Source organism: Acinetobacter stercoris (assembly GCF_900323515.1).
Classification (GTDB): domain Bacteria; phylum Pseudomonadota; class Gammaproteobacteria; order Pseudomonadales; family Moraxellaceae; genus Acinetobacter; species Acinetobacter stercoris.
In genome coordinates this window covers 1-16,054 of the sequence record NZ_OOGT01000079.1, presented here as the reverse complement: position 1 = coordinate 16,054, position 16,054 = coordinate 1, and the positions used below count along the sequence as shown (strand labels likewise).

The window sequence follows — 16,054 nt, the reverse complement described above, 5'->3', positions numbered from 1 at the left end:
AAGTTACTTCTGATAGCCTTTAATCACATCATTGATTAAAATTTTTAAAGATGTCGGACTTGCCGCAGTGATATACCAAGCATCAGCATCCACAAAGACTACATGGCCGTTTTTCCATGCTTTTGTTTCACGTAATAAAGGATTGCTTACACTCGTTGCATCTATTGTTGGTCGATGTTCCATCACAGCTGTACGATCTACGATATAGAGAATATCCGGGTTAGCCTGCTTGATGAATTCACTCGAAATTGGTTGCCCATGTAGACTGTTATCTACAACGGTACTCGCTGGTTTCACACCTAGATCATGAAAAATAAATCCATAACGTGACTGAATACCAAAGTTGCTAAAAGCACCATTGTTATGTAATACCACTAACGCTTTTTCTGGACGATTTGCTGTCACCTCACGAGCTTTTTTCACTTCAGCATCTAACTCAGCCACTTTCTGACGTGCCAAATCTTCTTTATGAAAAATTTGTCCTAAACTCATTAGATGACTTTTTACAGTCTCGATATGTTTGTTCTGACTATTATTAAAGTTAATGTCATAGTGTAATGTTGGAGCGATTTCAGTCAGCTCCTTATATTTATTTGCCTGAATGGGAGTCATCAAAATCAGATCAGGCTTAAGTGCATAAATACGTTCTATATTAGGTTGTACAATGGAGCCCAAATCTTGAACTTTTGAATCGTTTTTGTATTTTCCAAGGAAGTGTGGAACAAAATCCTTAGGCATTCCTGCAAATGGTACTTGAAGCTGATCCAAAAAATCGGCTTCATTCATATCAAGCACTGCAATACGTTGAGGTAAATGATCAATCACAGTACGGCCAAGCTCATGTTTAATCGTGATTGGAGTCGCTAATTTTTGAGCAGCCTGTTCTGGATTCGTAACTTTTTTTTCACATCCTTGTAAAGTAATGATTGCTGTCATTGCAAATGCCAGCGCCCAGTAGGTCTTTTTCCATTTCATATTCAAGCTCCTGATGAGTTGAAGTAGTTGCACATACAGCCACGCTCGCTGTGTGTAATTTCAAATTCAAGTTCGTACAATTCACTTAATCGCGTTTCTGTGACGACTTGTTGTGTTGGACCGCTAAAACACAGCTGCCCGTTTTTTAAAGCGACAATATGGTCTGAATAATTCGCTGCAAAATTTATATCGTGAATGACTAAAATGACTGTTCGCCCATGCTCATCACACAAACGTCGTAATGCACGCATAATCTGTACAGCGTGCTTCATATCAAGGTTATTTAAAGGTTCATCCAATAAAAGAACATCTGTCTGCTGGGCAATTGTCATTGCCAAGAAAGCCATTTGGCGTTGACCACCGCTTAACTCATCAATATATGAATGACGCAATGCGTCGAGCGAGAGAAAATCAATTGCTTCATTAACCATTTGCTGATCAAATTTGGTGAGTACTCCATGGCTATATGGAAAGCGACCAAAAGCAACCAGTTCCTCGACAGTTAAACGTAAATTAAATCCTGGAGATTGGCGCAGTGTAGCGACCAATTTGGCATATTCGGCTGTTGGAATATCGGCAACATTTTGTTTATTTAATAAAATCTCACCAGTATTTGGCTCAAGTAACCGGGCAATCATCATCAATAAAGTCGACTTACCTGCACCATTAGGACCAATCAGTGACGTTATTTGTTGGGCTGGAAATTCAACACTGACATCAGAAAGAACCGCTTTACTGCCATATGATTTATGAATATTCTGGACAGTGATCATGTAACACCTCTGGAACGAACCGTCAGCACAAGGAAATAGATGCCACATACAAGATTGACAAGAATACTGACGGTGGTTTTATAGTTAAAAACATGCTCAACCAGAATTTGAGCAACAATGAAAATCGTGATGGCAATAGCACTGCCTAGTGGCAAAGTAATCTTGTGTTTAAAGCTTCCTGCAAATGCATAGGCAATATTGGCGATAAAAACCCCCATAAATGCGGTAGGTCCAATCAAACTGGTCGAAACAGCAACAAGTATGGCGATTAATCCAAAATACAATCGGACGTAATGTACATGATCCACCCCAAGAGAAATTGCTTGTTCACGTCCCAATGCCATTGCATCCAATACTGGCAAGGTTTTTCGTCCTATCCAGAACACCAGTGCAACAGCAATAAAGGCATATACCAATGTTTCAGATTGAGATCTATTAAAAGACGCATAGCTGAGACCCTGAAAAACGGAAAATTCGCCCGGACTAATTTTGAGTTGGATAAACTGCGTAACTGTCCCAATCACCATGGTTAAGACCAGGCCAAACAGCAACAGCATGAACACATCATGTCTACCACGTGGCAAAAGCCAGCGATGGATTGCCCATGAATAAAGCAGCATTAAAATAATCGAAGCAAAAAAATTACCATTTAAACCTAACAAGCTGAGTCCATGTGTTCCCACGATAAACAGTAACAAGACTTGCCAGAGCAAATAGACTGCTTCATATCCCATAATGGCAGGTGTTAAAATCCGGTTACCAACCAAGGTCTGAAAAATAATGGAGGAAAATGCAATGCATATACCACCTAAAACAATCGTACTTAAACGTAATAATCTTTTAGGAATTACATAGTTAAAATCCAGACTAGAGTCATAAAACAAAAAGAAAAGAGTAAGAATTAAAAAGCCAGATAAAAATAACCAAAACTTATAGCTACGCATTATCGAAGCCCCCTCAAAATCAATATGAGGAAAATCAATCCACCAATTCCACCAGCAGTAAGCCCTATAGGAACTTCAAATGGATAGATAATGACCCGACCAATAATGTCGCAAATTAATAATAAACAAGCCCCACCTAACGCAACGACAGGTAATGTTTTTGCAAGATTTTCACCATATTTAAGTGCAACGAGATTGGGTACGACCAATCCTACAAATGGAATCGCACCAACAGTAATTACAGTAGTTGAAACAGTGACAGATACCAGTAGCAAACCAAGTGCAGCAATAACCCCATAACTCATGCCTAAGCTTGATGCCATTTCCTCCCCCATTCCCACTACAGTAAACCTGTGCGCAAATAGATAAGTCAAAACCACAATCGGGAGAATGATATAAATGATTTCATAGTGACCTTGAACCACTCTGGAAAAGTCACCCATTAACCAGCCCTGTACGCTTTGTAAAATATTATTGCTATAGGCATAAAACTCTGCCAAAGCACTAAGTACACTGCCATACATTAAACCGATGACAGGAACCAGGACCGTATTTCTAAAACGAATTCGGCTAATAATGAAGATATAAAGCAGGCTTGCAACAAAACAGAATGCGATAGCAAATAACATCTTGCTCAACGTGCCAGTAACAGGAATAAGTGTTAATGACACCAGGATTCCAAGTTTGGCAGCATCTAATCCACCAGAAGTACCTGGTTCAACAAATTTATTTCGAACAATATGCTGTAAAATCACACCACAAATTGATAATCCAATGCCAGTAAGAACAATTGCTATCAAACGGGGGATTCTGCTGGCAGTGAGGGTTAACCAGGCATCTCCAGAAAAAGAAAACAGAGCAGTCCATTGCAAATGCTGGGCACCGACTAATAGCGATATAATGCATAGGACAATAAAAAAGCAAAATAAACCCAATTGCATTAGTGGCAAGCCTCATTTAGCAATTGGTAAAAACAAATTGTTCTTAAATAAGTTTGTCGCAAAACAAATTGATTAAAAGTATTCCCATAACCAGTTATTCGTAATGATTTCTCCTGATTAAACTTACTCATGGAGGTTCCTCAATCAGTGTTTAAGCGAATGCAAGCCTTTCTTTAATCTTTAAATTTCTCAACCAGTCTTCGATGTAACAATAAAAAATAAATCATTTTATTTCTTTATTTATCAAATAATTATAAAAATAAATTCTCTATTTACTCAATATTTTTTAATTGCTACAAAGCACGAAAGTTAATGATAAGCTTGATGTAAATGAGAATCAATTATAGTATGTTTTAAATAAAATGTAACCCCTGTTGGTACAGGAATATCATATGTAGTACCAGTAATTCATTCAGAATAAACGTGATTTTTCAACAGCACAAAAAGATAACATTATGAATTTTATTATTTTTAAATCTAATGTAAAAAACTTGTGAAACGAAAAATGATGAAGATATAACACTTACACCTATAAATAGGATTCATTTATGTTACAACAACTTTCTGGAACATCATCAGTAACCGCTGTAAGTGACTACGAAGAACATATTTGGATGCTTCAATTACAACAGCCAGAACAGGTTCATCGTCAAGTCAGCTTATGGAAAATTGAACAAAATATCGACCAGACATTACTCGAGAAGGTAATTCAGCACATTGTCCAAACGACACCTTATTTAAATATCCGGTATAAATTTAGTGATGATGGAGAACTATACAAATTTCCAGTTGAGGACTGGTCATCTTGTTTTAAATTTCAGCAGTTAAATATTGATAACATAATTAAATATATTGAAAAAATAAAATCAGATACATGGAATGCTGAAGTTGATTCGCCTTTTTTTACACATATTCTAGAAACTGAACAAGGTATTTTTATTGTTCTAATGCTTCACCCAATACTTGATCAATCATATGAAAAATCTGACTTTATAAAATCTATTAAAACAATTTATGCAAACTTTTCAAGTAACCATACCCCATTACGTTTAACTGAAGCTGATACATTAATCCATGATTCCCATAAAAATACCGGCGAGAATAAAACACAACTAGATAAAACTTATATCTCGGAAATCATTTTAGATGAGTTTCGTAGCACACTTGCAGAACCCGATATGACACTCAATGATGATTTTTTTGATTTTGGAGGACATTCCCTACTTGCAACCCGGATTATTGGAAATTTATCAAACAAACACGGGATAGAAATCCGGTTTAACGATTTTTTTAAATCACCCACTGCCATTGGTCTGGCTGAATATACTTCAATTAAATCGGCACAGAACCAACAGGATATGGTTCAAAATACTGAACAGGCTCCCCTCACCTTGGCACAAGATTTTTTATGGCAAGCTTATTCTGCTTTTGATTTCAGTCCAATTTATAATTTACCTTTTGCTGTAGAGTTTTTGGCAGAAGTTGATGAAAATGTACTTTTCCAGGCGTTTACTGACATTATTGAACGTCACGTTGGATTACGCACACTTTTTCAAACGCAAAATGGAGAAACGATACAACGAGCTGTTCCTATTTCAGAGCTAAATAAACACAAATGGTTTTGGGATAGTAATGAAAGTCAACATATAACGCTTTCTGATGAAGCTTCATATAAATTTGACCTCTCCCAAGAACTTCCGTTGAGAGTTCGTATCATCCGGGAACCAGATAATAACCAACAGAAACTTTCCTTTTTAGTACATCATATGGTGATTGATGAATGGTCTCTAAATACGATTATGTCCGATTTGGCACAGGCTTATTTTGCTCGTGCAAATGGCCATATTCCTGACTGGAAAACACCAGCTCAATCCATACATGACTTCTCAATACTACAAAAAAAACAAGGTATTCATATAGAACATATTCAATACTGGACAGATATGCTAACTGGCGCAACTAAAGGTCTAACATTTAACAATACAAACCATCCAGCTCCATCACAGCAAAACACACCTCAGGTTAAATGGCTTGAACTAAAATTTGAACCTGAAATGTATAAAAAAATATCAGCCTTCTCAAGACAGCAAAACTCTTCAATTTTTTCCGTGATATATACTGCCATTGTTCTAGCTTTACATCATCAGGGAAACTTAAAAGAACTGGTTGTAGGAACATCAGCTTCAGGGCGAACTGATCCTAACTTTTTTGATAGTGTAGGCTATTTTACAACAATGGTTGCTCACAGAGTCCTATTCAATAGCCAACAATCATTTGAATCATTACTACAAAATATCAGCACCATGATCAATAACTCCATGGCTTATGCTGATATTCCAATTAATCATATACAGAAAGCACTGGGAATGCTCCCGGAAGATGGATTGTTATTCGATGTTTTTATTCATATTCATTCAAATAATGCATTAAACGGCGTGCTCAAAAATCCACAAGGGCAAGACATTCCTTATCGTCAAATCTTACCTGAACGTAATGAATCCATGTTTGGACTACATTTCGAAATCATGGAAAATCTGATTGATGAACAATATGAGCTTAGTATGATTATCACCTATCAAGCTCATCGTTTTTCAACAACGCTACTTGAAAGCATTGTGGAACGTATTAAAACAATATTAGACCAAATCTAATCAACCAAATTAGCCAAGACTGTAGAATAAGTTTTCACATAATCAAAAAGCCCTTGTTTCAACAAGGGCTTTTTAGATATCTGGAGTAAACGGTGTCAGTCAAACTAAAAATATAGGACATTGATTAATACCAATAAAAATATTTATTTTTTACTTCTATTTTCACTACATCATGATTTCATTGTTTCTTGTTGTTTCAATAGTACAAGCTATATATTTATACATCTTCGAATTCGACTCCAATTAGTCGATTGAACCTCCTCTCAAGAAAAAGACTCCGATTTAAAAGTCTGGATCAGGTCTTATTGCAGGAACATGGTGCTGCACTTCAAATGCGAGCTACTTTTGAGTCGATAGTGAAGGATGACGGGCTCCCTTTCACTGTTCTCAACAGTATTCTTCCCCCAGCAATCTGTGCATTAAATGCAGAATCCTACCGCACCAACAACAGCGCCTATCTCTGATAGTTAGATCACATACTGATTTTTTTAGGAATATTTAAAGTAAAATCGTCTATCAGTTTTCCCAGTTCACTTTTATACAATAGACATCCATAATTGGCATTACCCCCCAACACCCCGTTATTAATCCCTTTAGAAACCAACATCATAGAACAATTTAATAACCATGAAAAAAATTAAAAAACACCCCCCTAAAAATAAAACAACCAGAACATTAAAATAAACCAGAAGACGGCTCGATCCATCTTCTGGTGTTCAAATTTTAAATCTATACAAATTCTTTAAAAATTATAGGTATAAGTCAGTGCCAAACGATTTTCGATATAGTCTTTGGCAAGTGAGTTTTTATAATCCGCATATAACCAACTCATACCCACTCCTTTGAATGGACCACTTTGCACATCATAATTGACGATAAAATCAAACTCTTTTTCCGTACCGCGTTTTCCACCATTATTATCAATATGACGACCATCATAATAACGTAGCGTGGTTTTTAGCCCTTCCAATCCTAAACCTTTAAAATCATAGTCATAGCGCAATTGCCACGAACGTTCATCTTTTTGCATAAAAGTCCCAACTGACCAGTTTGCCAGATAAAGCTGTGGTACCCAATTGGCTAATAATGGAAATTTGGTATCACCAGCCATATGTTTATACCCCACAGCAAAAGCATGATTTCCATAGCTCAATGTCTGTAACGTTGCATAAGCCTGACTGTCGATTTTTCCCTCTAAGGCATCTCCAGTATCTTGGGTATCAAAGAGATAGAAATTGGATTTTAAATTGAGTTGATCATCCAATTTAAAACGATGTTCATAACTCAAAAAGTTTTGCAAATAGATATCTTCAAGATCAGCAATAAAATAACGTACCTGTTGTTGCTTGAAATCATAATCAATTCCAGCAAAGTTTAGTGCATCTGACTGAGCTTTGGTCGTTCCATTAACTAACTGAAACTTACTATAATCCTCCGAGTTTCGTCCGCTGACTTTGGTCAAACGCCCCAAAGTAATTTTGGTGTTTTTAAACTCATTTGACTCAAGCATTCCACCTAAAAATGTCGTCGGAAGTTGCATCGCGACATCGGTATGTACGATCGGCAAACGAGGAGTGAGCTCACCAATTTGCAATTCAGTTTTTGAATATTTCATCCGTAAAACCGCACCTAACTTGACCTGATCTTGAGCCTGCTGCTGCTTGGCATCATCATAAGGCATGACATTATCCACGATATTTTTCGCTGAACTTAGACGATAGGCATAGCGGATATTAGTATCCAGTCCAAATTGTAAAGGTGTATCGGTATAGCCTGATTTCCATAATAAACTGGCGGCTTGAGACCAATTGCTCAATGTTTTAGTGTTATTGTCATCAAAATTTCGATTGAAATAGAAATTTTTTAAATAAACGGTTCCACTGGCATCTTCAATAAAATCAGCATGGGTGACTGAATTTAGGCAATAAGAAGCCATTACCCCATAGAGGATATGTTGAATTTTCATGTTTTCTTCCTGAATATGAAAAATAAATTGTTATTGCTTTTCAGTTAAGTCAATCAGTTTGGCATCCGTCAAAGATTGCAACTCCATAAATGTCAGTCCTGACACTTTTTCTCGAACCACCAATCCATCAGCAGTCACATCCAATACACACAAATCGGTATAAATCCGATCCACACAACTTTTCCCAGTCAAAGGATAGCTCAGCTCCGATACGATTTTGGACTGTCCCTGCCGAGTCAGATGTTCAGTTGCAATAAAGACTTTTTTAGCACCGACTGCCAGATCCATCGCCCCACCTACAGCAGGAATCGCATCAGGATTTCCTGTGTGCCAATTGGCAAGATCGCCATTTTCAGCCACTTGAAACGCGCCAAGCACACAAATATCCAAATGACCACCACGCATCATGGCAAAAGAATCTCCATGATGAAAAAAGCTTCCACCTGTTTTCAGGGTAACAAATTCTTTGCCTGCATTGATGAGTTCAAGATCCTCCTGCCCTTGCATCGGTGCGGCTCCAAAAGCCAAGATACCATTCTCCGAATGTAAAATGATTTCTCGATCTTCTGGCAAATAATTGGCAATTTGTGTGGGTAAACCTATGCCCAAATTGACATATGCTCCATCAGGAATATCTTCAGCAATCCGCCTGGCAATCTGTTCACGACTCATTTTTTGATAAGACATACTATTTCTCAACTGCTGATGTGTGCCCTGACGATGTTTGATCAGATTGTCTTACTACTTGCCGGGATATTTGTTCAACTTGAACGACATGCTGCACAAAAATCCCGGGAGTAATAATATGCTCAGGATCAAGCTCCCCCAGTTCAACAATTTGATTGACTTGGGCAATCGTACAATCCGCTGCCATCGCCATGATCGGTGCGAAGTTTCGCGCAGCTTTCCGATAAATTAGATTGCCCCAACGATCAGCTTTTTCAGCTTTGATCAAAGCAAAATCTGCATGTAAAGGATGTTCTAAAACAAAATCTTTACCTTGGTAATGTATGGTTGGTTTATTCTCAGCCAGCAAAGTTCCAAAGCCCGTTGGCGTATAAATGGGCCCCAGGCCCATACCCGCAGCCTGCATTCGACAAGCTAAATTACCTTGAGGAACAAGCTCCAATTCTATTTTTCCAGCTCGATACATTTCATCAAAAACATAAGCATCAGCAGCACGAGGAAATGAACAAATGATTTTTCGGACAGCACCTTCTTTAATCAATTTAGCCAAACCAAAATCACCATTTCCAGCATTATTGCTAATGATCTCCAGTTCTTTTAAATTGCATTCAAGAAGTGCCTCAATCAATTCAGTGGGCTGACCTGCTGTACCAAAACCACTCAGCATGATCCTTGCACCATCTTGAATATTGGCAAGTGCGGCATAAATAGAATTGGAAATCTTATTCATTCAATAGACCTCGATTGAGATTTTTTGCAGACACCTTTTTCAAGGCAAAAGTCAGCATCACCAATGCGCCAACAAACATCAAAACGCTGCCGTAGACCATGCCAATAGCAAAAGAATGGGTAATATCTTTGAGCCAGCCGATCAAGAATGAACTGACGATCGTCGCTGAATTACCAAGTGCATTGATAAAAGCAATACCCATAAATTTAGAATCATTGTCCAAACTTTCATCAGCAAAAGCCCAGAAAATCCCCATCGTACTAAAGCCAGCCATACATGCGAGGCACAATCCAATCAATTTAAGAGAAGTCGTATCCAGATAAGCCGCCATGAGCCATCCCATACCACCTAAAACCATCGGGACAAAAGTATGCCAATAACGTTCTTGCGTTTTGTCAGAATGACTACACAGATAAAACAACGCAATCATCGTAACCAAATGCGGAATAGCGACAATAAAACCAGTTAATACAGAAGATGCATTTGGAATCGCGTTTGCTACAATTTGTGGAACCCAGATATTGACCATACCGCAAGTCGTCACGATACAGAAATATACGATCGCGCAGCGGATAACAGAGCTATTTAAAAAAGCAAATCGTTGTGGTTTAGTTCGTGCTGTATCATTTGTTGTCAAATGAATTTGTTTAGCCTTTGCTAGATGCTCATTTTCCAAGGCATTGACCAATAATGCTTTTTCATCTTCAGTTAACCATTTTGCGTCTTTAGGCGTGTTCGGCAATTTAGCAAAAACGATCACACCTAAAATGACACAAGGTAAACCTTCAAGTAAAAATACCCATTGCCATCCATTTAGACCATGAAAACCATGCAAATTTAAAATATAGCCCGTGACCACTGCACCAATCGTTGCAGTAAAAGGCATCGCAAACATAAATACAGCATTGGCACGTGAACGATGGGTCGCAGGAAACCATTGGGTTAAATACAACAACATTCCCGGTAAAAAGCCCGCTTCGGCAATCCCCACGATGGCACGGATGATATATAAAGATCTTTCATCGGTCGCAAAAGCAGTACAACTCGATGCAATCCCCCAAACGATGATAATAAATCCGATCCAAATCCGTGTACCCAATTTCTTGAGCACCATATTACTCGGAATGCCAAAACAAATATAAAAAATATAGAAAATCGTGTTGGCAAGACCAAAACTAAGTGCAGTCAATCCAAGATCTGCACTGAGCTGTTTACCTACAAAACCAATATTAATCCGATCCAAAAATGAAAAAATAAACAGGATCAATAAAAAATATAATAACTTACGATGTACTTTTTTTACTGTTAAGTCGAGTTTTAACGCATCTTGCTGCAGCAAATCATTTTGCTTGGTTTCCATTGTTCTATCCTCTGTGAACATATAAAAGTGTTTTACAACTCCATTTTCACGATTAAACCTGTGCAAACATGGCAATCCCTGCATGTTCTAAAAGTTGAATCAGCGAATCCCGATCTTGAGCAAAGCCAAAAATATAACGATCTGGTCGAATAATTGCGGCAACGGCTTGCTCTGCTTGTAGCCAATCAGAAATCGCAGCATCCGGTGCTAAAACAGTCATTTGTTCTGCATATTCAGCTTGTAAATGTTGCAACTCTGAACTACTTAAAATAGATGTATCTCGCATGACCAAAGAAAATTGATAGCCAACAAGATCATCACTTAATTTTTGATTTTCAACTAAAAACTGTGGTGAAATAAATCCAGCCTGATGGTGTTCAGGGCAATAAAAACCTGCTCCCAACTTTGGAATAGGTGTAATAAAGTTTTTCAATTTTGCTGTCTGAACTTGAAACTCTATATCTTCACAATAATTTTGAATAATTTTTCCAAACTGCACTGCCCCCTGTATAAACTCTGAGGCATGGCTATAGCGTTCAGTAAAATAACTTTGGATCAGCGATATATCTTGCTGATCTTGAATCACTTGTTGCAATTTCCACGCCAAATTTGCAGCATCACGAATCCCTGCTGCCATCCCCTGCCCCATAAATGGTGGTGTCTGATGTGCCGCATCCCCAGCAATAATCAAACGATCTTTCACCCAGTTTTTCGCCAATAAGGCATGGAACGTATAAATCGCTGCACGTTCGATCGTAGCTTGCTCTGGTTGAATATAACTTTCAAGTAAAGACCAGATTTTTTCGTCCTGAGTTAAATTTTTTAAATCATCTTCCGGCATCACCATGATTTCCCAGCGACGACGTTGACCTGTACCCTTGATATAGCTCATAGGACGTTTTGGATCGCAGTATTGGATACTATAATCACCCAAGTCATTTTCTTTTTCATTTGCTATAAAATCAACAACTAACCACTGACTATGCAAATTTAAATCATCAAATGTCGTTCCAATCAGACGACGAATGAGTGAACGTGCACCATCACAACCAATGACAAATTTTGCCTGAGCCTGATGCAAAGTCCCTTTCGATAAATCTTCATAATAAATACTGCAATATTCAGATGATTGATCCACCTTATAAACATCATGACGCAACTTCAGATCAAGCAACGGATGATCCACAATATGATCACGTAAAACTTTTTCTAAATCAGGTTGATGCACCCGATAAGCAGAACTCCATTGCTGATTGCCTTTTTCAACAGGTCGTTCCCAGGTAATCAATAACTCACCACTGGCATCTTGAAATTTCATTCCCGGACCCGGTGCAATTTCCTGTAAAAGTTGCTCAGTGATACCAATTGTTTGAAACACGCGCATACATTCAGCATCAAAACGAATCGCACGTGGTAACTGTAAAATATTGGCTTCTCTTTCAATGACTAAAACACTTAAACCTTGTTTCAGTAAAAGATTGGCCAAGGTTACGCCTGTCGGACCATAGCCCACAACTGCAATATCATAATGTTTTGAATGTTCCATTTCTTTCTTCCTTTTAGATTGGAGATTTATCGATTTAAAATCTCCAAAATCACTTCAAAATGATGATCAATCCGCTTACTCTATGCGTCATTTTTCACAGTATTTTTCAAAGTACCGATACGATCAATTTCGATTTCGACCACATCACCTTCAGATAAAAGTAATGGCGGTGTACGCTTCAAACCAATGCCACCTGGCGTACCGCTGACGATCACATCACCTGCCTGTAAAGGCGTAAAAGTTGAAATGTAATGAATTAATGAAGGAATATCGTGAATCAGTTGTGAAGTTGTTGCCCGTTGGACTTCTTGCCCATTCACACGAGTCAGCAAAGTCATTTCTTCATTGGCCTTGATTTCATCACTTGTAACCATCCACGGTCCAAAAGCACCTGTTTTAAAAAAGTTTTTACCTGGCCCCCATTGAGCTGTATGGCGTTGCCAATCACGCACTGAACCATCGTTATAACAAGCATAGCCCGCAATATGATCCCAAGCTGCTTCTTTAGAAATACGACGCCCCCCCTGACCAATGATGATGGCAATTTCACCTTCATAATCGAACTGTTCTGCTTCAACAGGACGTAAAAGTGCTTGCTCATGCCCGACTTGGGAAGGAGATAAGCGCATGAAAATCATTGGTTTTTCTGTTACTTCACGTTTAGTTTCCTGAACATGGTCTGCATAGTTCAGACCGATACAAAAAATCTGTTCTGGATTTGGAATAACAGGTTCAAATTGAATTTCAGCAAGTAAATAATCAGGTGTTGAATCTGCAACTGACTGGATTTTTTCAAGATAATTATCAACTGCCAATAAATCTTTCAAACTTGCATATTGCTGATTAAATTTGGATTTGAGATCAATGACCGCGTTATCCTTTACTAGTCCAAAAGAGCTTTGACCATTCTTGCTGAAACTTAACAATTTCATAGAAATATTCCTTTATCTAAAAACATAATTATCAATTATCAATAATTATTGACATAATAATTGTATAGTTATAATTTAATGTCAACATTTTTATCAATTATTGAGAAATATTTATGAAAGGACTCAGTTTTAGCCATATCGGAATATATGTGAAGGATCTTGAAAAAATGGAAGAATTTTATACAAAGGTTCTTGGTTTCTTTGTCACTGATCGTGGACACCTCAATACACCAAAAGGTGAAGTACAATTGGTTTTCTTGAGCCGTGACCCTAAAACACATCATCAAATCGTACTGGCAAGTGGTCGACCTGATGAAGATATTTTCAATCCAATCAACCAGATATCTTTAGAAGCAGATAGTCTAGAAACCTTACAAGAGATTTATAACAACTTTATCGAACTCAATGTGCCGAATATTGATGCGATTACACATGGCAATGCGATTTCTTTTTATGCACCTGATCCAGAAGGAAACCGCTTAGAATTGTTTATCGATACACCTTGGTATGTTTCTCAACCAATGAAAATTCCAGTAAATTTAAGTAAAGCAGCATCAGAATTGATGGCTGAAGTTGAAGCGCATGCACGAAAACTTCCTGGCTTTTGCCAAAGAGTCGAATGGGAAGGTAAAATGATGCAATTAATGTCACTCAACTAAACTGAGAATTTCATGTCTACATCAAATAATATGTTGAATATTTTGACTTTATTTTCAATAGAACAACCTATTCTGGATGCAGACGAAATTTGTGAAAAATTAAGTTTTTCCATTCCAACAGGCTATCGCTATATCAAAGATTTGGTCAATCATGGCCTGTTGGAACGCTTGCATGGTGGGCAATATACGCTTGGTCCGCAAATTTCTGTCTTAGACTATATTTCTCAACGTAGTAATCCTGTCATTCACTATAGTGTTCCGTTGATGCAGGATATAGCCGAACAAACAGAAATGGATTGTTGTTTGACCCAGTTACATGAAGATTATTGCTTAGATATTCATCATCAAAGTTTTAAGGACTCTGATTTGCTGGCTTATGGTCGGGGTCGTCCTCGCCCGCCCTATGCAGGGGGTGCGCCTAAAATTATGCTGGCATTTAGTACATCTAAAACACAAAAGATTTTTTATGAAAAATACCGTGAACAGTTTTCTTTGACTGAATTTAGTCAAAATGAAGCTGAATTTCTCAAAAAAATGTCAAATATTAAAAAACAGGGTTACTATTTTTCTATTGGCGAATTGGAATCTCATCTCGGTGCAATAGCCGTTCCCATTGTGTACTCCAACAAGTCCAATCCGATTGCACTCAGTGTGGTCAGTTCGTCTAAACGTTTAAAACTGACTAATATTGATGTGATTGTTGATCTTTTAAAAAGTGCAGCAGCAGAGATCGAAAACAATATGTTAGGTAAAAAAACAGAATAACTTGAGGCCTGATAGAACTATATTTTATAGCATTTTATAAAGATATCCGTTAAGCGAATGGGGCTGTGCATAGCTCCCCTAATCCAACATTTGATCAATTAGACTCTATCTTTGTCACGCTTGGCGTCATCGACAAGCAAAGACACAGCAGAAGTATAATGATCTCAAGACAGTGTATTGGCAGCATCATGCCCGACTTGGAGCACCCTCACTCGTACATGATATGCGGGATATTGGTCATAACCTAAGTGAACGGACAGTAGGACGAATGTTGCAACGACTTGGATTAAAAAGTAAGGTCTGTCGAAAGTACCGCCATACCACGGATTCCAATCATCGTTTGCCAGTTGCTCCAAACTTACTGGATCGCCAGTTTAGTGTGCATAAGCCGAACAAGGTCTGGACTACCGATATTACTTATATCCGTACCAAGCAAGGATGGTTGTATTTATGCGTGATCCTGGATTTATTTAGTCGTCGAATTATTAGCTGGCAGACGAGTCACCGAATAGATCGTCAGTTAGTCTGTGATACGTTGGCTACAGCAATGGCAAGACAAGGTTACCCTGTTGGTGTGGTGGTACATTCTGACCAAGGCAGTCAGTACTGTTTCAGAGTCTTCTTACGGATTGATCAAGCGATACCAAGCATGTCACGTCGTGGCAACTGTTGGGATAACGCAGTGACTGAGAGTTTCTTTCACACGCCAAAAGGACATATTATTCATGGCAGCAACTTTGCTACACGGCAAGAAGCGAATGCAGCACTGTTCGAGTATATTGAGGTCTATTACAATCGTATAAGACGATATTCTGCTAATGGTTGGCTCAGTCCAATGATATTTGAGTAGAATTATTTTAGAACTTTAGAGGGCGTAGCTGTCTGATTTTTTGACTAGGATCAAATGTCAACTTCTTATAGGAGTACAACCGATAGGCTCATAAAAATAAAATATGCGATCTCCTGCTTCATTTTTTATAACTTTTTTCAATTTTATATAAGTAGAATGTTTACATTGATAAATTGAAGTATCATCTTTCATACTATCTCCTCTTAAAAACAAATATTGAGATGCATAACCTGCATCAAAATTAAATTTAAGATTATCCTTATATACTTCTACCC

Annotated in this window: 14 protein-coding genes and 1 pseudogene; 4 read left to right on the top strand and 11 right to left on the bottom strand. The window is 37.9% G+C overall.

What is annotated here, in order from left to right; translation table 11 throughout:
- Window positions 1-3: 3 nt before the first annotated feature.
- Genes KPC_RS09855 through KPC_RS09840 form a run of 4 tightly spaced genes read right to left on the bottom strand, consistent with a single transcriptional unit; the run spans window position 4 to window position 3,633 of the window.
- The gene (locus KPC_RS09855; RefSeq protein WP_121974205.1) at window positions 4-975 is read right to left on the bottom strand and encodes a siderophore ABC transporter substrate-binding protein; all 972 of its coding nucleotides are present in this window, start codon (window positions 973-975) and stop codon (window positions 4-6) included.
- Between the two features lie 2 nt (window positions 976-977).
- On the bottom strand, window positions 978-1,748 hold the full coding sequence (locus tag KPC_RS09850) for an iron ABC transporter ATP-binding protein (RefSeq protein WP_121974204.1): 771 nt from the start codon (window positions 1,746-1,748) through the stop codon (window positions 978-980).
- Window positions 1,745-2,692 carry an iron chelate uptake ABC transporter family permease subunit gene (locus KPC_RS09845; protein WP_121974203.1) on the bottom strand — a complete coding sequence of 316 codons (948 nt, stop codon included), beginning with the start codon at window positions 2,690-2,692 and terminating at the stop codon, window positions 1,745-1,747. Before KPC_RS09845 ends, KPC_RS09850 begins: the two co-directional genes overlap by 4 nt.
- Window positions 2,692-3,633, bottom strand: a complete 942-nt coding sequence (locus KPC_RS09840) for an ABC transporter permease (protein WP_121974202.1) — start codon at window positions 3,631-3,633, stop codon at window positions 2,692-2,694. The genes KPC_RS09845 and KPC_RS09840 overlap by 1 nt, the downstream gene beginning before the upstream one ends.
- A gap of 548 nt (window positions 3,634-4,181) precedes the next feature.
- Between KPC_RS09840 and KPC_RS09835 the strand changes: the two genes are divergently transcribed.
- Complete coding sequence (locus tag KPC_RS09835; protein ID WP_121974201.1) at window positions 4,182-6,284, top strand: condensation domain-containing protein; 2,103 nt, start codon at window positions 4,182-4,184, stop codon at window positions 6,282-6,284.
- Between the two features lie 742 nt (window positions 6,285-7,026).
- On the opposite strand, the gene KPC_RS09830 is transcribed toward KPC_RS09835, so the two are convergent.
- From KPC_RS09830 to KPC_RS09805, 6 genes are all read right to left on the bottom strand, one after another.
- Window positions 7,027-8,250, bottom strand: coding sequence for an OprD family outer membrane porin (locus KPC_RS09830; RefSeq protein WP_121974200.1), 1,224 nt, complete (start codon window positions 8,248-8,250; stop codon window positions 7,027-7,029).
- 30 nt (window positions 8,251-8,280) lie between these two features.
- Window positions 8,281-8,937 (bottom strand): 3-oxoacid CoA-transferase subunit B, encoded by a 657-nt coding sequence (locus tag KPC_RS09825; RefSeq protein ID WP_121974199.1) that lies wholly within the window; start codon window positions 8,935-8,937, stop codon window positions 8,281-8,283.
- Window position 8,938: 1 nt separating this feature from the next.
- Window positions 8,939-9,667, bottom strand: coding sequence for a 3-oxoacid CoA-transferase subunit A (locus KPC_RS09820; RefSeq protein ID WP_121974198.1), 729 nt, complete (start codon window positions 9,665-9,667; stop codon window positions 8,939-8,941).
- Window positions 9,660-11,027, bottom strand: coding sequence for an MFS transporter (locus KPC_RS09815; protein ID WP_121974197.1), 1,368 nt, complete (start codon window positions 11,025-11,027; stop codon window positions 9,660-9,662). Before KPC_RS09815 ends, KPC_RS09820 begins: the two co-directional genes overlap by 8 nt.
- A 52-nt stretch (window positions 11,028-11,079) precedes the next feature.
- The gene (locus tag KPC_RS09810) at window positions 11,080-12,573 is read right to left on the bottom strand and encodes a bifunctional 3-(3-hydroxy-phenyl)propionate/3-hydroxycinnamic acid hydroxylase (RefSeq protein WP_121974196.1); all 1,494 of its coding nucleotides are present in this window, start codon (window positions 12,571-12,573) and stop codon (window positions 11,080-11,082) included.
- An 80-nt stretch (window positions 12,574-12,653) separates the two neighbouring features.
- The gene (locus KPC_RS09805; protein WP_121974195.1) at window positions 12,654-13,505 is read right to left on the bottom strand and encodes a fumarylacetoacetate hydrolase family protein; all 852 of its coding nucleotides are present in this window, start codon (window positions 13,503-13,505) and stop codon (window positions 12,654-12,656) included.
- Window positions 13,506-13,618: 113 nt separating this feature from the next.
- On the opposite strand from KPC_RS09805, the gene KPC_RS09800 reads away from it, so the two are divergent.
- From KPC_RS09800 to KPC_RS09790, 3 genes and pseudogenes are all read left to right on the top strand, one after another.
- Window positions 13,619-14,164 (top strand): VOC family protein, encoded by a 546-nt coding sequence (locus KPC_RS09800; RefSeq protein WP_121974194.1) that lies wholly within the window; start codon window positions 13,619-13,621, stop codon window positions 14,162-14,164.
- Window positions 14,165-14,176: 12 nt separating this feature from the next.
- Entirely contained in the window at window positions 14,177-14,929 is a 753-nt protein-coding gene (locus KPC_RS09795; protein ID WP_121974193.1) for an IclR family transcriptional regulator, read from the top strand.
- A gap of 115 nt (window positions 14,930-15,044) precedes the next feature.
- Window positions 15,045-15,779, top strand: a pseudogene (locus KPC_RS09790) (IS3 family transposase); the annotation flags it as partial.
- 57 nt (window positions 15,780-15,836) lie between these two features.
- Here KPC_RS09790 and KPC_RS20595 read toward each other — a convergent pair.
- Window positions 15,837-16,054: hypothetical protein (locus tag KPC_RS20595; protein ID WP_213065890.1), on the bottom strand; the 218-nt coding region annotated here is incomplete at its 5' end.